The organism is Pseudoalteromonas sp. AWM4_233 (genome assembly GCF_056158285.1).
In genome coordinates this window covers 626,167-645,183 of sequence record NZ_JBSWSZ010000001.1, presented here as the reverse complement: position 1 = coordinate 645,183, position 19,017 = coordinate 626,167, and the positions used below count along the sequence as shown (strand labels likewise).

Here is a 19,017-nt window from a genome sequence, read left to right as displayed (position 1 = left end):
GAGCTAAAGGCCTTTTTCGTTTTCCTTTGTATCTAAACAATACTTATCAACTGATTTTTGATGCGCTTTAATTGCACTTTTATTTTGCTCTTCAATTGCTAATTTGTGGTCAAATTGCGCTTTTAAACAATGTTGTTTGAGTACTTTATTCTGTTTATTCAACGCTTTGTTACTTTCAGCACAATGCTGTGAACCTGTGATTAAAAAGCAATTTACTTCAGGATCTACACTGCATCCGCTAAGGGTTAACATAAATAAGATAACAAGTGTCGTCAAACGGCTCATCTTTCATTCTTTCCTTAAAATTGATAATTGAGTTAAACTAAAAAATAGTCCATCTAAAGTATGTCAGATGACTTGCAGATAAACTGTTAAATTATGTACAGGCATGCTTTAAAATTTACTTATTGTTATTATTAAAGGCCAAAGCAGATGCACTTAGTGAAAGCATGTTTGATACTTTTACTAATAACCACACATTTTACCCACGCAAAGACACAACAAATAAAAGCGTGTATTGACGACCACCCTCCTTATCAGATACTCGAGCCTTCACCTTCTGGTGTGCACATTGATGCTCTGAGGGTACTTGCCACAGTGCTAAATAAAGAGATTACATTTGTTAAGTCACCTAACTTTGCCCGCTGTGTGGCTTTCTTAGAAAGTGGAGAAGTAGATGTCGTTGCAGGTTTAAGTCCAACACCACCTAGAAAGCAGTTTGCGTTTTTCGCGCCTTTCAAAACAGCAGATCAATTGAAAGTTATCTCAAGAAAAAAAATCACAATTACAAAATATGAAGACCTTTACGGCAAGATTATTGGCGTAGCGCGAGGTGAAAGTTACTTCCCTCGTTTCGATAAAGACACATCTCTAGACAAGATCTCAATTCAAAGCGCCAGAGTGGGATTTTCATTATTGCTCAAAGACCGCATCGACATTCTTATGGTAAGCCCTGAAAAATTTGCTTCTCTATCTAAAGAACAAGACCTTTCAGCCCTATGGATTTCACCTATCTCATTAGACAAAACAAGGGCCAAAGAAACCTCCTTTGGCTTCAGTAAAAAACATAAACTTAATATATCTAATGCAGAATTAATCAGAATCGTTGATAAAGCTTATAAAGCAGGCGCATTTAAGCCAGTTTATTAACCCCTTTAACCCTGTGCTTCTTACCATTTAAAAAGGTGCCTATAAACGTACTTCTTACAAAAAAGTGATAACTTAAAATAGATAAAGCAAAAGTCACTAATATAGATACGTTGAATTTTATAAACACATTGAATGAAGTGTTTATAAAAACAAATTGAATAATCATCAAAATAGGAAGGTGAATAAGGTAAACCCAGTAAGAAGCATCCGAAAGGTAACGACTTAAATTGTTGGGCTTATTCAACCATTTGTAACCTGATAAATAGCACACCGCAGTCCAACTAAGAATGGCTAAGGTTTGCATCACAACTAAAAACGCATCGACTTCAACATGCACTACCCCGCCATTATTTAAAGCCGTCACCACATCTTCTATCGCCAACGGAGCTGGCAAATGGGCAAAATAAAAGTAGCTGCTCACAACGGCAATAAGTAACAGATAAACTAGTTGTTCTTCATACCTTTGGATCACACTATGGTGATGAAAAAGGCTTGCGCCAACCAAAAACAATACCCCATAAAAGCCATATGACCATAACTGAGGAAAAAGCTTATCTGGTGGAGGAAATGGGATCATCTGCTCCGACATTGAAACCCCAACAACAAAAGGTAAAACCACAATAAGAAAGATAGGCCGACTTATAATACCCATGATAGCTTGGTAACCCCTCTGCCATTTAGACAGTAGCCAAAACACTACACAAAACTGAAACAAATTAAATAAGAACCATAAATGCATGGTGCTGATAGTCGGCGATTCAACTAACTCGAACAATTCAAAAATGGGCGGGCTGTATTGCACAAAAGATGCAGCCCAAAATGAGATTGCGAGGGTTGAACCTAAAATTATGGGCAGAAATACCAGAAAAGGTAAAAACACCCGCTTCAAACGATTGAAGAGGTAGCTATTTTCTCCTCTTAAATTGACCAATAAAGCCCCACAAAAACCTGCAATAACAAAGAATAAGGGCATTCTGAATAAGTGCGTCCACTTCGCTATAAAATCAAAAGCTATATGGTTAGTCACATCAGACGTGAGCCAGATATTTTGAAACGATGCACCGTAGGCAAGCGCCGCATGAAATACAATGCCGAGTAATAATGCAATAGTACGGAGGTTATCAATATAGTGATATCGCTTGTGTGTAGTCATATTTCCATCCTTGGTAGTTTTCATGAGTTTACCTCATTAAAGGGTCAAATAATGAGTCACTATGAGTAATTCACGTAACGAAATGTTTCGGATGAAATACCAAAAAACGCGTTTTATCTTGTTGGTGAAGACAGTAACTTTAACGTACACTGCAGCAGTGCTTTAGTTATTAATATGAGGTTTCTGTGACGCAGCAAGAAAACAAACCAAGTGGATTTTTCAGTCAACTCTTATTCAATATCATAGTGCCCGTTATCATCCTGACTCGCTTTTCAGGTGACGAACACCTCGGACCAAGCTTAGGTGTGGCAGTAGCGCTTGCTTTTCCTCTAGGATTTGGTCTTTGGGAATTAAAAAAAGTCGGTAAGTTTAGTTTTATTTCTATCTTAGGTATTGTTTCTGTCTTATTGACCGGTGGGATCAGCTTACTAGAGCTCGACGTGAAGTATATTGCTATTAAAGAAGCGCTGGTACCGGGTTTAATCGCAATCGCGATTTTTGTCAGTCAACACACTAAGTACCCGCTTTTGAAAACTATGTTGTTTAATCAAAATACGTTAGACGTGGCGCGCATAGAAAAAGCACTCGCAGAAAAAGGTAACTTAGAAAAACTACCTAAGATACAAGCCACAGCATCGAATATCCTTGGCGGTTCTTTTTTGTTTTCTTCTGCGATGAATTACATCTTAGCGAAAATGATTGTCGTGAGTCCAACAGGTACGGAAGCATTCAACAATGAACTTGGCCGAATGACTGCACTCAGCTACCCGGTGATAGCCATACCAAGCATGATTTTATTTTTTGTGGCGCTCTATTATTTACTAAACTCAATAAAAAAATTATCTGGGTTATCTCTAGAAGAAATGTTCCCTGAGAACTAAAACAATTTTAAAAATTAGAACAGGCGTATATGAATATAACTCAAATACGCCTTTTTTATTTGGAGTCAATGAATTCTCAATTCCAAAAAGCTGCTTATATAGTGTCGTAACTCAACGACTATTAACCAATAGTCAAATTTATCGCTTTCGTTTAAAAGTATTTAAAAACATCAGCACTTGTTTCTTAAGACTGCTCTTCTCACCTTTTAAATCTTGCTTCACTTCTTTTAAAAGCCATCCAGTTGCATTTTTTTCATTTGCCAAAGTGCGCTTTTTACCGATAGGTTTTTAACGTTTTATTTACAAGGAAACATTATGAAACTACAAATCAAAAAACAGTCACTTAAACAACTTTCACAAAAATCTTTAAGTAATGACCAAACAGCAAAAATTGCTGCAGGTTACTTCACGCCAGACCCACAGTCTTGGCTAGTGTGCCCTACTCACCCTGCACTTTGTCAAAGCGCTCAAATTACACAATGCTGGGAAGGGTAAGGCATAGAAGTCCAACACCTAATATTAATTAGATGACTCAATGTGCTGAGTAAAAATTTAGAGTCGTGCAGTCGCACGATTCTTTTATTTATCCCGCCCCTTCATAACTCCCCCTTCTGACATTAAAAAGTACCTTTATTAGAAAAATTCATTTTCCAAACACATATAGATAACGGTAGCTTATTTACAATTATTTTACACAAGGTACATCAAGGATCGATGGTCGTACTCTACCTTGTCTTTACCGAGCCTAAAGTCTGAATTGTCGTTTTACTCCGAGTTTAGGTTGCTAACTCGCCTGCAAATTATTGCATGGCATTAAAACAACAAAAGGAATTAATAAAATGTTGAAAATATCAAACACCCTAGTTGCAGCAGTTACAATGGGCCTTTCATCACTCGCTTCAGGCAGTGCCTTAGCGAGCAGTGGTGACCTTATGGTTAACCAATCCAATGGGGTCGTTGCCGGTTATTGGCATAACTGGTGTGATGGCGCAGGATACAAAGGCGGTAATGCGCCTTGTGTGACACTAGAGCAAGTAAACAGCCAGTATAACGTCGTCAACGTCTCATTTATGAAAGTATATGACCTTGCTGAGGGGCGTATCCCGACTTTTAAACTCGACCCAAAAATTGGGCTGTCAGAGCAAGACTTTATTGCTCAAATTGCGAAACTAAATAGCCAAGGTCGCAGTGTATTACTTGCCCTTGGTGGTGCTGATGCATTAATCGGCCTAAAAACCGGAGACGAACAAGCATTCGCTGATGAAATCATTCGCTTGACTGATAAGTTTGGCTTTGATGGTTTAGACATCGACCTTGAACAAACAGCAGTTACTGCTGACGATAACCAAACCGTGATCCCTGCCGCACTGCGTCTTGTAAAAGACCACTATGCTGCGCAAGGCAAAAACTTTTTGGTGACCATGGCACCCGAATTCCCCTATTTAACACAAGCGGGTAAATACATTCCTTACATCACTGCACTCAATGGTTATTACGATTGGATCAATCCGCAGTTTTACAACCAAGGTGGTGACGGCGTATATGTTGATGGTGTGGGTTGGATAGCACAAACCAACGAATCGCTCAAACAAGAGTTCATTTACTATATGTCTGACTCGCTTGCGAACGGGACTCGTGGCTTCCATAAAATTCCACACGACAAACTAGTGTTTGGTATTCCAACCAACAACGATGCTGCGGCATCCGGCTATATTCAAAACCCGAATAATTTGTACAACGCATTTAATCAGTTAAAACAGCAAGGTCAGCCACTTAAGGGCGTGATGACTTGGTCTGTTAACTGGGATATGGGCACAAATGCGGCAGGTACAGCCTACAACCAAAGCTTTATTAAAAGCTATGGTCCATTTATTCATGGTCAAGTAATCGATCCACCAAAGAATGCGCCTGTATTCAGCGGTGTGAGCAATGCGCGAGTTCGCCAAGGTGAGGTGTTCGATGTACTCGCAGGTGTCAGTGCTACCGACAAAGAAGATGGCAACTTAACCAATAACATTATCGTTTCAGGCAATGTCGATACTTCAACAACAGGCCAATACGTATTGGTATATAGCGTAAGTGACTCTGCTAGCAACGAAACCAAGGCAACTAGAACAGTAGAAGTGTACAGCAACAAGCCTGTGTTTAGTGGTGTTAGCGATGTGCAACTGGCAATTGGCTCAAGCTTCAATGCACTCGCGGGTGTCACAGCAGTTGATGAAGAAGATGGTGATTTAACAGCTAATATCACTGTTACAGGTAGCGTTGATACAAATACAGTAGGCCAATTTAAACTGACTTATAGTGTGTCTGATAGTGCGCAGCAAACAACGACAGTCGTTCGCACAATTACCGTGTCTGATGCCTCATGCGCACAGCCTTGGGATCGCAATACCGTGTATTTAGCCAATCAACTTGTCAGCCACAAAGGCGATATTTATAAAGCGGGTTGGTGGACTAAAGGCGAAGAGCCTGGCACAACAGGTCAATGGGGAGTTTGGAAGTTAGCGAATAACGCTTGCCAGTTATAAAAATTTAAGGCTAATTGGTCTGTTTATTAAGCCATTCATAGTGCTAAGTTTTACTATGGATGGCTTGTATTGAACAACCTTTTTAGGTACAAAAGAATAAACCTGTTCTAAAAAAGCATAATCAATGTCTTCAAATATTTACGTAAAACTTCTGATAGGATTAGCGGCTTTCAATTTATGCTACTTTTTGATTTCAGCTTTTACTGAACATCCATACTCAATCTCTACTGCAATTTCAGTGTCTTGTGGCATTGCGTTCGCTTCATTTCTTTCAAAAGTAAGCGCAGCTAAAAAGTAATAAATGCTTTTCAGAACATTTAGGTGTTGAGCAATCAGAGTTGAAAGCATCGCACTTCCAACTCTGAACACTCGCGAGTGAGACTACGACGCTTTTGAAAACTGCTCGTTAGATTGTGCCAAAGATACGTCATCCAATGCGACTTCTGCATTAGCTGCATCACCCAAAATACGATGGGTGATGGTACCCGCAGTCATTGAGCCCGATACATTCAACGCGGTGCGCGCCATATCAATCAACGGTTCAATAGAAATAAGTAAGGCCGCTATCGTCACAGGTAATCCCATTGCTGGCAATACAATCAAAGCTGCGAAAGTTGCGCCCCCACCAACGCCAGCAATACCAAATGAGCTAATGGTGATCATCGCAACCAATGACACAATAAAAGAGAAGCTCATCGGGTCAACACCTACAGTCGGAGCAACCATCACCGCTAACATCGCAGGGTAAATACCCGCACAGCCATTTTGACCAATGGTTGCGCCAAATGACGCGGATAAATTTGCTATGGCAGGTGGCACATTTAATTTGTTGATTTGTGTTTCAACATTCAGCGGTATCGTCGCGGCACTGCTTCGCGAGGTGAAAGCAAAGGTCAACACAGGCCAAATCTTTTGAAAGTACTGTTTTGGGTTTACACCAAACAAACCCACCAATAAGCCATGTACCACAAACATTAATAAAATAGCGACATAAGACGCGACGATAAAACCAAGTAAATTCAGAATGTCAGTTAGGCTAGACGTCGCAACCACTTTCGCCATCAAAGCCGCAACACCATAAGGAGTCAGTGAAATCACCATTTTTACCAGTCGCATTACCACGGCTTGTAATGTTTCTACAAAAGTACGAATAGGTGCTTCTAATTCTTCACGCTCTTGCATAACTTTACGTGCAGCAATACCCGTTAAAATACCAAAGATCACCACGGCGATAATCGACGTAGAGCGGTCCCATGCGAGATCTTGGAAAATATTGGTTGGAATAAAGCTCACCAGCATTTCAGGAATTGATAAATCACTGACTTTCTCCATTCGCGTTTCTAAGTCAGCAAGTCGAGTGGTTTCGCGTGCCCCCTCTGTCAGTCCCTCTGCGGTAAGACCAAAAAGCTGCGTAATGGTGATACCAATCAGTGCAGCAATCATAGTGGTGATTAAAAGAATTGAAATGGAGATACCACTGATTTTGCCAAGTGCCCCTGACTTATCTAGCTTCACCACCGCAGCTATCATCGACACCAGCACCAGTGGCATAATGATCATTTTAAGCAAACCGACATAGCCACTGCCGACCACATTGGTCCAAGCTAAGGTTTCTTGAATCGCAGCGTGTCCTTCACCTAAGAAGAATTGCAGCGCTAATCCAAACACACTACCTAAAGATAAACCGATTAATACCAACCGAGAGAGTGGTGCCTCTTTTTGTTGTATTTTAAATAGCGCCAAGAGTATTGCTGCAAAGACAGCCAAACTCACCATAGCAATGAAAGACATAGTGTTAACCTATTAATACTGTTACTAACTTACAGATCTGAAAACCGACTGAATCAATTCATCGGTTAAGACGAAAACTTCTTATACGAAGGAAAACTCAAATTAGAAGATAATTTTTAAAGCTTTTACTCAACGCAGCACAGTAATAAATTATTGTCTTAGAGAAAAGATTGAATCGGAATGAGATATATTTTCGAGTTATGACATTGCTTAAATAGTGATGCTTGTCGCATTGTCTCTCTCTGTTTTAGCCACTCAAGCTCAGGTATACTCCTGTGCAGTATTAACTCTCTGTCTTTTTGGTTCATTTATGAAGAAGCTTTCAAAAGTACAACAAAAGCAACAAGCCTTAGTTTTACAAATCGCAGATATGATCGAAGCGCAAGGTCGTGAAGAAATTCCTGGCATGCTGCAATGCTGGTTCGATGTGGAATATCATTTATTTCCAGGCTCGCTGTTATTGTGCTTTCAGTTTGAAGATGAGCAATCGCTAGAAGCAGCAAAACCAGATTTATTAAAATGGCAGAAACGCTTAAGCGCAGCCATGCTAAAAAAAGGGGTGATATTAAAAGATATGCGCAAGCATTTAACCTTTACGTTATTAGGGCCAGAAGATTAACGGCACAGAAGAATCAAAGTAAAAGCCCCTATTTTGACTCAAAATACTTAATCGCAAAAACTAATCAGGCTCACTGAAAAGTGAGCCTGATTAAATCCCATTCTTACCCCTGAGACATATAATGCTCATACCAATAGCTTTCACTCACTAAATCTTCCATCGACTCAAGCCTATCGATAAACGTTAGACCATCTAAGTGATCGATTTCATGTTGAAAGATACGTGCAATAAAGCCCGTAAAGGCGGTTTCATGCTGTAGCCCTTGCGCATCGTGATATTTTACTTTCACAGTTTGATGCCTCGGCACTAAGCCTCGCATGCTCGGTACGCTCAAACAACCCTCCCAGTCTTTTTCTATTTCTTCACTGGCAGCGATTATCTCGGGGTTGATGATGGCCGTAGGGGCCATCAGAGGTGCATCGGGGTATCTTGCATTAGGCTTTGAACACATAATAAAAATACGCAAGCTGTGATAAATTTGTGGCGCAGCTATCCCAACTCCACCAGCCTCTTCGACCGCAGACATCATGTCTTTAATTAAATCTTGGCATTCTTCGCCAAGAATATCTTCTACAACTTGTGCTTTTTGTTTCAGCACTGGTTGACCTAGCTGAGCGATATCGGGGGTTAGCTTATGAGTGATTGAATGCATAAGAACTCTATTTTAGAAACTCGAAGATCATTTTTAAATAAAACCTAAAGTGACTTTTCCATGATAAATACTAATCATATCAGAAAGCTACTTTAACCTAAGGTAATATAATTAGTGGCATTGAAATTAATTAACATATGAGATAGGTTATTTTTAGTACCGATTACAAAGTCATAAAGAGTATGTATGGAAACATTATTTATAAAAGGAGGTATTTTTATGTGGCCTCTCTTAACGCTGCTTGTTGTTTCATTAATCATCTTAGTTGAACGAAGTATTTACTGGATAAAAGTTAATACTGATAAAAATTTAACTTACAGAACAACTTTATTGAATTCACTCCACATTGAAACAGCCGCAAACGGTATAAAAGACAGAGCTATCATAATTGCAGAACAATCGCAGAAAAAGAAAACCCTCTACAATGAAGAAATTGAGAATCATTTAAAGTCAACATTCATGAAGAATAACCGCTTCATGCGTTCTCTCGACGTGATCACTAGTGTAGCCCCTTTGTTTGGGATCTTAGGCACTATCTGGGGGATCATCAGCTCTTTTAACCTGGCGGGCTCATTTACAGATTTAGAGCCAGCGACAGCCATGGTAGGCATGGCAGAAGCCTTTATTACAACGGCCTTTGGGTTAATTGTCAGCCTTATCTCTCTTTTTACATACAGTTACTTCCAAAGTATTTCCGAGAAAAACTTAGTTGAAGAAGATATGTTTCTCACCAATATGAAAGTAAAGCTAGATGGAACTGTCTAAATACTCAAAGCCAAATAGACCTGTAAACTTACTACCGCTTATGGATGTGATTTTCTTAGTGCTCGCAGTATTCTTTTACTTAATGTTGTTTATGGTGAGACATGAAGGTATGAAAGTAGATTTACCTAGTGCTGACAACTCACAATCTAACACGCAAGTATTCAAATCAATAAGTATTGATAGTGATAATAACCTATTTTTTGATAAGCAAGCTGTAGAGTGGACACAGTTGAGTGAAAAAGTTGTCGAATTAAAATCAACCCACAAAGATGACATTGTCATTTATATTGCCGCTGATAACAAAAGCCAATATGAATATTTCGTAAAAGTACTCGATACATTAAAAAGCAATGAGATTTTCAATGTTAATATTGAAACGTCTGGATCTAAATAACGATTCACACCGCTTAATTATGGCGGTAACAATAGTCATGGTCGTAACCATCATGTTTGTTTCGCCATGGATGTCTTCTTCAAATGAACGACACAATTTCAGTTTTAAAAACACACTTAATTCTCTTTTTTCTCGACCTGCACAAGCCTCTGATTTCAGTTTATCGCAATTAACCTCCGCAAATAATTATAAATCAAATATCAATTTACTTACTCAGAAAGACAATGTATTAAAAGTGAGTATAGGCAATAAAAACAGCACCGGAGAGCAAGAGTCAGAAACAGAAAGTATAGACAAGTTCAAGGCCTCGAAAGGTGATGGCACAGCAGAAACAAATCAACTTGCTCAGCTCAGCAAAAGCTCATTACCTACACCTGAATCTATTTTAATCTCTGGTGCTCTTTCAACCGAGTTGGTTTACCAAAATTTAACTGTAGGGGCGCCTCCGAGCTATAGTTACAAAGCCAGAAAAAATGAACTTGAAGGGAAAGTAGTTATCAAGTTATTAGTCAACAAGCATGGCCTGATCGATCTTATTACTATGACGAAGTCTTCGGGTCATAAAACGCTTGATGATGATGTGCTTAAAGCGGTAAATCTCTGGATTTTCGATACAAATGCAATAGGCCACAAAGCCAAAGAATTTATGATCGAGTTCAACTTCTCTCTAAACTAGTTGTAGGATTTAATTTGAAACCAATTCTTTTCTATTGAGCCATACTCAAGTTAACCACCGTATAAATACTAACTTAGCTTTTTGACTGCCCCAGCTCACCTAATTTATACCAATAACACTAACTAAGCAATCTATTTTGAGGATTGGTATTAGCCCCTTTTAATTCCATCTAAACTGATTTTAAAGTAAGCTTCTTGATTCTGTTTAACCCCAAATCAAAGGTAAATGTTTTGAGTAAAAGAATTGAACCTGAGTTGCCTAGTATTATGCCCGATTTAGACCAGGTTAAAGACTTTAAGCAGTCTCAAGCACCATCGAATCACAAAGCGCCTGCATTTGACAAAAGCGAGACGGTTAATCATCAACCTGCTAAATCAAGTAATGCTGCATTATGGCTTTGTATCGTTTCAATCATTGGCTTTTCCGTTGGCGGTTATACACTTCACCAGCAAAACTTAAAAACTCAGGCGAAACTGTTTGCCTCTGAGCAACGAATTCTCGAACTTGAGCGAGCTTTATCTGCTACTGGTGAAGAAATGGGTGAATCTGCAGGCGCCATCAAAGCGAAGCTTAACGCAATTACCGAGCGTACCGATGAGCTTTGGACACAAATGGATAAGCTCTGGGCATCAGCTTGGCGACGCAATCAATCAGAAATTAAAAAACTGCGCGAGCAAACAGCTGCACTAGAAAACTCACAATCACAACAAAATAAAACACAATCTAATACTGCCTCTAATATTAAGTCATTATCAGATAATCAAGCTGATATGACGTTAAAGCTCTCTCTTTTACAAGAGCAATTAGATGATGCGCAATCAATCAAAAATCAGTTAACTGCATTGAGTTCAGATATAGATAAACTAAAATCTCAAGCACAAACCAGAGATTCAAAACAGTTAGAGATTGGTGGCAGCATTGCACAGCTTGAAATGACGCAAAGTGCCCTAGTTGAGCAACTTGAGCGACTAGAAAATAAATTAACCGCATCAGCATCTTCACCAGCTCAAGAAAAGTTGAACTAACATAAAATTAAACAAAGGCACTGCCGTATTCAGTGCCTCTTCTTCACTCCAAAGACTTCATCCATTTCTTTCAAACTCTGACAACAGGGCGGTTTACTTTTTGTAAAGCACATCAAAATTCATACTTACTCCATATTCTAAGCGTACGATTTTGTACTTATCTCTTTACCTCTCAAACTTACTTAAATGGCTTTAAATTGCATTTTTTGTCATCAATGTGTCGTCAATACAGATAACTCAAAAGGTCACCCCGTTAGTATTCCACCATATGGTATTGCGCATTCTTACTGTGCAGAGCAAGATTTATTGCTGAAACGAATCTTTAAAGGTATTCATATAGCTGAGCTAGATAATGAGAGTTTCCAAGAGCTAAAAGAGATGGTTTTAGCTGAAGACAATGTCAGAAACGGCAAGACAGATGAGATCGATTTATTTTAGCCTTATTAGGAAAACAGTAAACTCTGTTTATATTGTCTACTCCATACTCTCTTCATATTCAAATATTAGTCTAATTAAGTAATTAATTACTTGTGGATAAAACGCAATGCTCATTTCTTATTTGTGTATTTCATTATTAGGGTTATTGTTGTTTTTTGGTGGGTTTTATGTCTCTTTGATCCGCGGAAAAACAGATGTAGTTGGTGGTGTGCCAACACCTTTAGATGACAAGCTACATAAAGCTATAAGAGCTCACGGTAATTCAGCAGAATACAACGGTTTCATTGCGCTTATATTTTATATTCTATCTTTACATCAACCACCTAGCTGGCTCTTAATATGCATGGCTTGGCTGACTATCGCGCGAATTGCTCACTTTTTTGGCTTGCTAACTTGCGAAACAATGGCCAAACCCCATCGCCTAAGATTTTTTGGGGCTGGTAGTACATTTATTGCGGGTCCATTGGTGTGTATCAGCTTAATTTTCCAAGTAATCAACTAATCTAAAAGTTTTATGACTAAGTTTTATGCTGCCTTGATTTACATTGTGCCTTGTAATGTCTTCGCAAGTACATCAGCAGTCCCTCAAAGTGTGATCGAAGTTGCTCTCATATGTGCTTTAATCGCCAGCGTTTCTTTATTCACCCACTTTTGTGCCAAGGCCTTATCATTTAAACAAGCAAATAAAGAGCTGAGTGAAAAACTGCGTAAAAACGCATTAATAGAAATACCTAAGCAACCAGATGAACGTAACCCCTCTGCCATCAAGCTAAATAAAACTAATGAGAAAAAATTCAAGAATAAAACACCTAAATTAGACGATGAGTTCCGTTCCAAATTTACAGCTTTTGTTGAACAAAACTACTTTGAGCAATCTATTGATATTACCTCTATTAGCCATGTTTTATCCTTGAGTGAACGCCAATTGCAAAGAAAAGTGAAAGCACATTTTAATATGACAATTAGCGAATATATTCGTCTGCATCGTTTAAAGCTAGGTGCAAATAAGTTGCTTCAAGGTGAGTCAGTGACAGTTACAGCACTTGACGTTGGATTTTCTTCACAGAATTACTTCAGCCAATGCTTTAAAGAACATTATGGTGTATCGCCATCAGAGTATATAACTCAACAATCCATCTCTAATTAACTTATATAAAAACAAGGATTGTAAGCTGAGCCAGTAAAGCTTTAGCTCTTGTTTGTTTTCCCTCTTATTCCTCTACCTTAATGGGTGCACCTCGCTCTTTTAATATGCCATGTAACCCTCTTTCTATATAAAATCATAGAGGCCTCACCCCCTCTATTTCTAAAGTTTTCCCTTTAACGTCTACTAAAAAATGTGCATTAATTTATTTGCACATTTCTACATAGCTTTACTTTTTAGCACCGTCTCTTTAGCAAATTTTTTTTAAGAAGTTTAACTTTACATAAATAGCAACACCCTAAGAAAAGTGACAAAAATCACATAAATCAATGAAATGAAAGCTAATAAATTTAATTCAAAGTTTGTCATCTAAGTGAATGCAGCTCTTTCACCAAGCTTTAAAGTACCCCTTAAGGAAAACAAGTTTCCTTTATTAAATTCAAAGTTCGGGAGTCGATATGATAGGCAAAATTAGTACGGTTAGTTCAACACTGATGCTACTTGGTTTACTTTTTTCAAGCCAAGCAGCACAAGCTGGTCAACATAAATTAAATATTAAAAACTCATTTCCAACTCATATAAAAGTGAAATGGTTTTGTAAAGGTAAACACAAAGACTCTGATACTTATCCTATTTGGGAAAGTAAAACCAGACAGCTAAATACTGATAAATGCGACAATGAAAATGACTTAACTATTCAATTTTATGTCAAAACTTACTTAGGCTGGATGGGTCCTAAAAGCAAAATGGGATGGTGGCAGATTGATTACTACGGACAAGCTGAGCAATACGATAGCGTGAGAACAATTAAGTTCGCAAAATTACCAGGTAAAAAAGACAGTAAACGCTGCATCGTAATTGCACAAGATCCACTGTGGGCTGCAATGGGCTCTCCTTGGCCTGCTGCATACGAACATAGAAATTGCTAGAACTAAATTTCTTCTATGGATTGATACAGCTCTGAAGGATCAGACTTTTTTCATAAAAAAGAGTGGTTAAAATGAATAAATTAATTGTAAGTGTGCTGCTGTCCTTTAGCTTTGGTCTAGCCTTAGGTGCAAACCTCTTTGCGAATAAAAAGCCTACTTCAACACCAGAACACAACGAAGCTCATACTTCGCGTTCTGATATTGTGTTATTGAATACGGTCAAGCAATCTAATGAAGACACTAATTTAAATACGCATTTAACCATTTCAGACGACGTACACAAAGGCACACTCACTTGCCAAACCAATGGTCGCAATTTAGACAAGGATATATATGAGCAAATACTCTTTGCAGAAAACCTGAATGACTCTATCGAACTATTACAAGCTGAACACATAGCACAGCTTTCTCAGATTGAAGATGCAATATTAGACCGATTGAGACACTATCAAGTTGGCAGCATCGACGAAATAGCCAACATCATTTCTACTATATCTGAATTAGATATCACGCTTAGAGAGCCAGAATTAATAAGTCATGTACTAGAGAGTGTACTGATTGCAGGTGATAGCCAAAACACTAAAGTGAATCAACTATTATTTTCGTTACACGATGGAATAGGACAAGAGCACACCAGCCAATTATTAAATATTATAGATACTCATTCTCATAGTAATCCCATGGCGGCATGGCAAGCTCTGAGTTTAGTTTCAAATGCAAATAATACATTAGATGTTATTAGTGTTTTTGATGACTTGCGTCAATCTAGCAACTCAGCACTTGTCAGAGATGCTATTGAAGCTTGGCTTAATTCTAATGGCACCTTTGACTTCAATGACCCTAAAAACATCGTGTTATTCAACCTAGAGTAATACGTGCCAACATAATTTAAATATCGTGATTATAGAGTTTGGTTATTTTACTCGTTCATGTTTACAATCTATGACGTATTCAAGCCTGGTGCTTACTAATTTAACTAGGCAGAATTATTCATTCCCTTCTCGCACGACTTATAATTATCGCGTAAACTTAACGGCTAAAGTTAATATTGATGAAATTGCGAGTTTACTCGTTTCTCAATGCACCTACTCGACCGGCTAACGGCTGCTTGAGCCCTTGTTTGCTTGAAGGCAATTATGAAAAAAACATTTGAACTAACTCATCCTAAAATCAAAATCGCACGCCGTGTTGACGCGGTTAAGCATGAGCTGAAAAAGTATGTAAAACGCGAGCGTAATAAAAAGCTACCTGCGGGCGTTGATTACTGGGACTTTGACTGTAAATTCGGTAACACTGAAGCTGAAGCCGAAACTGTGCATTTATCACAAATCAATAAACTTATTGATAAAACACAAGATGAGAACTTAACGTCATTTTATGTTGAGATCCTAGCAAAGCCTGGGTTTAGAGAATCAGCAGATTTTGCTGATTACGACGACGAGTAAACAGCTAAAATTTAATGCGACTCAAAGTGAACTTTTAGGGCTGTAACTCAAGCTCAATAATGCTGCCACTTTGAGCGCTATAACCTTTAGAAAAAAGCAACGTTTGCTGTTCAGGGTTTATACTTTGTATACGTGCTTTTTTATTAAACTCCCCCAATAAACTAGTGCGCCAACCTTTACTTGATTCTGCAAATTGAATTCTATCAAGCCTATGTGAGTCGTCATTTGTATCAATAATATATGCTAGACCCTCATCGACATAGACTCTATGTGGGGCTAGATGAGTCGTTTTAGGTAAAACTAGGCTAACAGGTTTAGCTGCTTTTTGATCGAAGTTATAGCGAACAAACTGATCTCGTGTGTAATCAAAGGCAATGATTTCTTTATGTGCCACTTCTACCGCACTCAACCCTAGATGCGCTTGCTTTTGCTTTATCATCAATGATTTGGAATCATACAAATACATCGCTATTTGACTGCGGTGCTCACTGACATAGATAAATTGATCATCTTTACTCCAAGCTAATGGAAACTTAATTTCATCTAGTTGAGTTGTTTGTATTAATTGCCCATTACTCACATCCACTATGCCTAGCTCAATCTTGTCAGTTGAATAAACAATGGCAAGATGCTTTCCGTCATTTGATAAACTGTAATGCCATATAGCACTGGCTTTTATATGAGTGACTTGCTGAACTTCATAGGTGCTGAGCTGATATTGATACAGTTCACTGTCGCCACTTCTATCCGAAAAAAAGAAAATTCGTGTATTGTCTTTCGAATATTGCGCCAGCCCTTCTCTCAGAGTCGAATTTAGCTCAGGTAAATTTATATTACGGCCTTGCCAATCTAGCGCCACAATATCTTGACGATGACTCTCTAAAGTATAGAAAACACTTTGAAGATCAGCTCCCATTGTTGCTGAAGTGATCACATCATCATTCGCATTGAGTACCAGTGTCACTTCATTAGAAACGGTATTTACCGACCAAATACCTCGAGTTAGCTGATAGCTACCGGCCACTAGAAGTGTATTTTCGTACTTTCCTAATGCGATGCTGTTTATGCTATCGAACCCTTTAATTTCAAATTGATAAATCGCATTTTCGGAATGATAACCATAAATAACCGGAAAACGCCCCTGCACACCAACAAATATCAATTTGTCAGTATTCGTATCGTAAAAATGTTGATCAATAACAGCGGGGACATAAGCGGTGTTAAATTGAAATTCTGATACTTGCTTGTCTATAAAAGAATACTGGTATAACCCCGTATTCACAGTGTCATTGTATTGCGTAAACAACAATATTTGTTGTTCATTATTAAGACTTAAATAATAGATAGGGCGCTGACTGGTAAACAGTACTTCTGGTTGTGCTGATAAAGTATGCCTGACTATCTGGCTTTCTGTGTCATTGAAACGCACATAAAACAAAGTATTCTTAATCAGCTGTAAGCTGCGCTTTTGCCACTCATCACTGACTAGCTGACGATAAGATCCACCTTGCTCGGCCACCATAAGCCTAGTTTCGCCTTGATATTGATGCAAGTAAGCAGAGAAATTCGGCCCTTCAACTAAGCCATACTCCCGCCCTTCTTGAAAGGTAATTGGCTTGCTTTTAATGATGTTGTACTCTGCAGATGGCTGAAGTTGCATCGCCCATAAGCTGGCAAACACAATAAACAATGAAGCTAACAAAATGAGTAACTGCTTCTTTGAACGCTGCTCTGGCAAAGTGATAGGCTGTAGCAACACATAGCCTTTTTTAGGAACTGTTGCTATGTACTGAGGTGATTTAGCATCGTCTTTTAACGCATTTCTCAAAACAAATATAAGTCGAGTTAATGCCTCATCTGCGATGATTTGATTGGGCCAGATCGCATCAATTAAACTCTGCTTACTACATACTTCCCCTTGATGGTGTGCCAAATAATTTAAGAGAACCATCACCTTTGGTTCGACTCTTTGACTATGCCCTTGCACTTCAATGGTATTTAAATCTGGGTACACCTTAATCTGTGAGATTTGGTAGCTAGAAGCTGTTTGTAGTTTTTCAAGCATCGCATATTAGTAAAAACAAAATCAGCCCACATCATAGTGGGCTCATTACTTAAGTGCAATCGCACAAAACACCTCTCAGGTAGCGACCCTTAAATAAGTGCCGCAATACCTTACAAACTGGCGTAAACAGTTATCTCAATAGAGGGCTTAAAAACATATTCATATGAGACTGTACTGCAGCTTCAAAACCATATACATCGCCATACTTTTCTCTTAAAAGCTCTACAGCTCTCACATTTACATAGTCTCTGCCCGCATGGAACATTGCGTGATGATTATTAAATTCGCGTTCACCTAACCCTTTTTCGCGATACTCTTTAAACGCCGTTCTGACTGACTTTTCCATGTCATTTATATACTGCTGGGTAAACTGCACATCAGCCATTGTGCCAATATCTCCATGCCCTGAAGATAAGAATGTCCAGTCAAATGATTGCACCTGTGCTAATTGCATCTTATAACTATCGTAGCTTCTCGCTCCCGCAAAGTTCATAAACGGAATTTGATCTGGGTTCAATAGGTGTGGTTGATGGGCCACTTTATCTTGTTCGATAATCCAAATTGCACTATCGTGCTCTTCTAACGTACTGATTAAGCCATGTGCTTTTACTGTCACACCTTCAAATTCAAATGACCCTTTATCGAGAGAAATTAGTTTAGTTGGGGCTGGAATTTTCCTATTTTGTTTTATGACCTTTGCTGACTCTATACTCGCGATTATCTCAAGTTTTACGCCTTCTGCTTCAGCAGCTTCAACAAATACCGTTGCATCTTCTAAATGATCGGCTCGGCTACTGGTATAAACCAAGGTAGTAACAGGTTTATTCGTCACCCGACGGATCCCTTCTAACACCTTTTTACCTTTGCCATACGCGAGTGGGTCAAGTAGTAACACCCCTTCATCACCGACATAAAAAATGACACTATAAAAGTCATACTGTAGCCAGTAACTTCGCTCAGTTAGCCTTTGTACGATTACTTCTCCATCAAAATTCAGCTTCGCCAGATCTTTAATTTTCTGATTTGATTTAAGTACTCTCTTGATTGAGGGCGCCACATACTCTGACCCAACAGTGCTTGCATACCCATCCTCAGGCATATAGTTAATATCTCTATGTGCACAGGCTTGAAAACTGGCAGCGCCAAATAAAGCTAGGGCAATTAAACTTTTGTAATACATATATAAACTCCGAATATAAAAATGTAGAAAAACTAGCAAGCATGTCTTAGCGCTTGCTCAATCAATGACGGAAAATATCTAGGTATTTGCTGATAGCAGCCATGATTAAGACATTTAAAAAACATCCAGAAAAAATTTTATCTTTTATATTCATGAATTTAAAATTTAAATAAGTAAGAC

The 19,017-nt window shown here is 38.6% G+C and carries 23 protein-coding genes; 15 read left to right on the top strand and 8 right to left on the bottom strand.

Annotation, left to right across the window (positions count from 1 at the left end):
- Positions 1–3 precede the first annotated feature (3 nt).
- Positions 4–285, bottom strand: a complete 282-nt coding sequence (locus ACXAC4_RS02795) for a hypothetical protein (protein ID WP_475158867.1) — start codon at positions 283–285, stop codon at positions 4–6.
- Positions 286–432: 147 nt separating this feature from the next.
- Between ACXAC4_RS02795 and ACXAC4_RS02790 the strand changes: the two genes are divergently transcribed.
- Complete coding sequence (locus ACXAC4_RS02790; protein WP_475158865.1) at positions 433–1,149, top strand: substrate-binding periplasmic protein; 717 nt, start codon at positions 433–435, stop codon at positions 1,147–1,149.
- Here ACXAC4_RS02790 and ACXAC4_RS02785 read toward each other — a convergent pair.
- Positions 1,133–2,326 carry an acyltransferase family protein gene (locus ACXAC4_RS02785; RefSeq protein ID WP_475158863.1) on the bottom strand — a complete coding sequence of 398 codons (1,194 nt, stop codon included), beginning with the start codon at positions 2,324–2,326 and terminating at the stop codon, positions 1,133–1,135. The genes ACXAC4_RS02790 and ACXAC4_RS02785 overlap by 17 nt on opposite strands.
- Positions 2,327–2,487: 161 nt before the next feature.
- Between ACXAC4_RS02785 and ACXAC4_RS02780 the strand changes: the two genes are divergently transcribed.
- The gene (locus ACXAC4_RS02780; RefSeq protein ID WP_475158860.1) at positions 2,488–3,183 is read left to right on the top strand and encodes a VC0807 family protein; all 696 of its coding nucleotides are present in this window, start codon (positions 2,488–2,490) and stop codon (positions 3,181–3,183) included.
- Positions 3,184–3,321: 138 nt separating this feature from the next.
- On the opposite strand, the gene ACXAC4_RS02775 is transcribed toward ACXAC4_RS02780, so the two are convergent.
- Positions 3,322–3,447, bottom strand: coding sequence for a hypothetical protein (locus tag ACXAC4_RS02775; protein WP_475158857.1), 126 nt, complete (start codon positions 3,445–3,447; stop codon positions 3,322–3,324).
- A gap of 51 nt (positions 3,448–3,498) precedes the next feature.
- Between ACXAC4_RS02775 and ACXAC4_RS02770 the strand changes: the two genes are divergently transcribed.
- The gene (locus ACXAC4_RS02770; RefSeq protein ID WP_390449012.1) at positions 3,499–3,678 is read left to right on the top strand and encodes a hypothetical protein; all 180 of its coding nucleotides are present in this window, start codon (positions 3,499–3,501) and stop codon (positions 3,676–3,678) included.
- A gap of 344 nt (positions 3,679–4,022) precedes the next feature.
- Entirely contained in the window at positions 4,023–5,714 is a 1,692-nt protein-coding gene (locus tag ACXAC4_RS02765; protein WP_475158855.1) for an immunoglobulin-like domain-containing protein, read from the top strand.
- A gap of 180 nt (positions 5,715–5,894) precedes the next feature.
- Here the strand turns inward: ACXAC4_RS02765 and ACXAC4_RS02760 are convergent, their stop codons facing one another.
- Entirely contained in the window at positions 5,895–6,062 is a 168-nt protein-coding gene (locus tag ACXAC4_RS02760) for a hypothetical protein (RefSeq protein WP_475158853.1), read from the bottom strand.
- A gap of 33 nt (positions 6,063–6,095) precedes the next feature.
- Positions 6,096–7,505, bottom strand: coding sequence for an L-cystine transporter (locus ACXAC4_RS02755; protein WP_475158850.1), 1,410 nt, complete (start codon positions 7,503–7,505; stop codon positions 6,096–6,098).
- Positions 7,506–7,815: 310 nt separating this feature from the next.
- Between ACXAC4_RS02755 and ACXAC4_RS02750 the strand changes: the two genes are divergently transcribed.
- On the top strand, positions 7,816–8,124 hold the full coding sequence (locus ACXAC4_RS02750; protein WP_058028923.1) for a hypothetical protein: 309 nt from the start codon (positions 7,816–7,818) through the stop codon (positions 8,122–8,124).
- A 103-nt stretch (positions 8,125–8,227) separates the two neighbouring features.
- Here ACXAC4_RS02750 and def read toward each other — a convergent pair whose 3' ends face one another.
- Positions 8,228–8,776, bottom strand: coding sequence for a peptide deformylase (def, locus tag ACXAC4_RS02745; RefSeq protein WP_475158847.1), 549 nt, complete (start codon positions 8,774–8,776; stop codon positions 8,228–8,230).
- 186 nt (positions 8,777–8,962) lie between these two features.
- On the opposite strand from def, the gene ACXAC4_RS02740 reads away from it, so the two are divergent.
- The 10 genes from ACXAC4_RS02740 (at position 8,963) to ACXAC4_RS02695 (ending at position 15,592) form a co-directional block, all read left to right on the top strand.
- Complete coding sequence (locus tag ACXAC4_RS02740; protein ID WP_475158845.1) at positions 8,963–9,541, top strand: MotA/TolQ/ExbB proton channel family protein; 579 nt, start codon at positions 8,963–8,965, stop codon at positions 9,539–9,541.
- Positions 9,528–9,935, top strand: coding sequence for an ExbD/TolR family protein (locus tag ACXAC4_RS02735; protein WP_475158843.1), 408 nt, complete (start codon positions 9,528–9,530; stop codon positions 9,933–9,935). The genes ACXAC4_RS02740 and ACXAC4_RS02735 overlap by 14 nt, the downstream gene beginning before the upstream one ends.
- Positions 9,904–10,611, top strand: a complete 708-nt coding sequence (locus ACXAC4_RS02730) for an energy transducer TonB (protein WP_475158842.1) — start codon at positions 9,904–9,906, stop codon at positions 10,609–10,611. The genes ACXAC4_RS02735 and ACXAC4_RS02730 overlap by 32 nt, the downstream gene beginning before the upstream one ends.
- 230 nt (positions 10,612–10,841) lie before the next feature.
- Positions 10,842–11,636 carry a hypothetical protein gene (locus ACXAC4_RS02725; RefSeq protein ID WP_475158839.1) on the top strand — a complete coding sequence of 265 codons (795 nt, stop codon included), beginning with the start codon at positions 10,842–10,844 and terminating at the stop codon, positions 11,634–11,636.
- Positions 11,637–11,822: 186 nt separating this feature from the next.
- A complete protein-coding gene (locus ACXAC4_RS02720) occupies positions 11,823–12,074 on the top strand; it encodes a hypothetical protein (RefSeq protein ID WP_475158836.1) in 252 nt (83 codons plus the stop codon).
- A 106-nt stretch (positions 12,075–12,180) separates the two neighbouring features.
- Entirely contained in the window at positions 12,181–12,576 is a 396-nt protein-coding gene (locus ACXAC4_RS02715) for an MAPEG family protein (protein ID WP_475158834.1), read from the top strand.
- Positions 12,577–12,666: 90 nt separating this feature from the next.
- Positions 12,667–13,221, top strand: a complete 555-nt coding sequence (locus tag ACXAC4_RS02710; RefSeq protein ID WP_475158833.1) for a helix-turn-helix transcriptional regulator — start codon at positions 12,667–12,669, stop codon at positions 13,219–13,221.
- A gap of 455 nt (positions 13,222–13,676) precedes the next feature.
- Complete coding sequence (locus ACXAC4_RS02705) at positions 13,677–14,147, top strand: hypothetical protein (protein ID WP_475158831.1); 471 nt, start codon at positions 13,677–13,679, stop codon at positions 14,145–14,147.
- Positions 14,148–14,218: 71 nt separating this feature from the next.
- Positions 14,219–15,019, top strand: a complete 801-nt coding sequence (locus tag ACXAC4_RS02700) for a hypothetical protein (protein ID WP_475158830.1) — start codon at positions 14,219–14,221, stop codon at positions 15,017–15,019.
- 264 nt (positions 15,020–15,283) lie between these two features.
- Positions 15,284–15,592, top strand: a complete 309-nt coding sequence (locus tag ACXAC4_RS02695) for a DUF6172 family protein (RefSeq protein WP_138628931.1) — start codon at positions 15,284–15,286, stop codon at positions 15,590–15,592.
- 34 nt (positions 15,593–15,626) lie between these two features.
- Here the strand turns inward: ACXAC4_RS02695 and ACXAC4_RS02690 are convergent, their stop codons facing one another.
- Positions 15,627–17,657, bottom strand: coding sequence for a winged helix-turn-helix domain-containing protein (locus ACXAC4_RS02690; RefSeq protein ID WP_475158827.1), 2,031 nt, complete (start codon positions 17,655–17,657; stop codon positions 15,627–15,629).
- Between the two features lie 130 nt (positions 17,658–17,787).
- Complete coding sequence (locus ACXAC4_RS02685) at positions 17,788–18,837, bottom strand: MBL fold metallo-hydrolase (protein WP_475158824.1); 1,050 nt, start codon at positions 18,835–18,837, stop codon at positions 17,788–17,790.
- Positions 18,838–19,017 lie beyond the last annotated feature (180 nt).

What these genes read in the sequence shown, in the direction of transcription:
- ACXAC4_RS02715 (WP_475158834.1), top strand. Translation starts at nt 12,181, where the DNA reads ATGCTCATTTCTTATTTGTGTATTTCATTATTAGGGTTATTGTTGTTT.
- ACXAC4_RS02765 (WP_475158855.1), top strand. Translation starts at nt 4,023, where the DNA reads ATGTTGAAAATATCAAACACCCTAGTTGCAGCAGTTACAATGGGCCTT.
- ACXAC4_RS02785 (WP_475158863.1), bottom strand. Translation starts at nt 2,326, where the DNA reads ATGAAAACTACCAAGGATGGAAATATGACTACACACAAGCGATATCAC.
- ACXAC4_RS02770 (WP_390449012.1), top strand. Translation starts at nt 3,499, where the DNA reads ATGAAACTACAAATCAAAAAACAGTCACTTAAACAACTTTCACAAAAA.
- ACXAC4_RS02755 (WP_475158850.1), bottom strand. Translation starts at nt 7,505, where the DNA reads ATGTCTTTCATTGCTATGGTGAGTTTGGCTGTCTTTGCAGCAATACTC.
- ACXAC4_RS02735 (WP_475158843.1), top strand. Translation starts at nt 9,528, where the DNA reads ATGGAACTGTCTAAATACTCAAAGCCAAATAGACCTGTAAACTTACTA.
- ACXAC4_RS02705 (WP_475158831.1), top strand. Translation starts at nt 13,677, where the DNA reads ATGATAGGCAAAATTAGTACGGTTAGTTCAACACTGATGCTACTTGGT.
- ACXAC4_RS02760 (WP_475158853.1), bottom strand. Translation starts at nt 6,062, where the DNA reads ATGCTTTCAACTCTGATTGCTCAACACCTAAATGTTCTGAAAAGCATT.
- def (WP_475158847.1), bottom strand. Translation starts at nt 8,776, where the DNA reads ATGCATTCAATCACTCATAAGCTAACCCCCGATATCGCTCAGCTAGGT.
- ACXAC4_RS02750 (WP_058028923.1), top strand. Translation starts at nt 7,816, where the DNA reads ATGAAGAAGCTTTCAAAAGTACAACAAAAGCAACAAGCCTTAGTTTTA.
- ACXAC4_RS02795 (WP_475158867.1), bottom strand. Translation starts at nt 285, where the DNA reads ATGAGCCGTTTGACGACACTTGTTATCTTATTTATGTTAACCCTTAGC.
- ACXAC4_RS02685 (WP_475158824.1), bottom strand. Translation starts at nt 18,837, where the DNA reads ATGTATTACAAAAGTTTAATTGCCCTAGCTTTATTTGGCGCTGCCAGT.
- ACXAC4_RS02790 (WP_475158865.1), top strand. Translation starts at nt 433, where the DNA reads ATGCACTTAGTGAAAGCATGTTTGATACTTTTACTAATAACCACACAT.
- ACXAC4_RS02730 (WP_475158842.1), top strand. Translation starts at nt 9,904, where the DNA reads ATGTTAATATTGAAACGTCTGGATCTAAATAACGATTCACACCGCTTA.
- ACXAC4_RS02700 (WP_475158830.1), top strand. Translation starts at nt 14,219, where the DNA reads ATGAATAAATTAATTGTAAGTGTGCTGCTGTCCTTTAGCTTTGGTCTA.
- ACXAC4_RS02740 (WP_475158845.1), top strand. Translation starts at nt 8,963, where the DNA reads ATGGAAACATTATTTATAAAAGGAGGTATTTTTATGTGGCCTCTCTTA.
- ACXAC4_RS02695 (WP_138628931.1), top strand. Translation starts at nt 15,284, where the DNA reads ATGAAAAAAACATTTGAACTAACTCATCCTAAAATCAAAATCGCACGC.
- ACXAC4_RS02720 (WP_475158836.1), top strand. Translation starts at nt 11,823, where the DNA reads ATGGCTTTAAATTGCATTTTTTGTCATCAATGTGTCGTCAATACAGAT.
- ACXAC4_RS02690 (WP_475158827.1), bottom strand. Translation starts at nt 17,657, where the DNA reads ATGCTTGAAAAACTACAAACAGCTTCTAGCTACCAAATCTCACAGATT.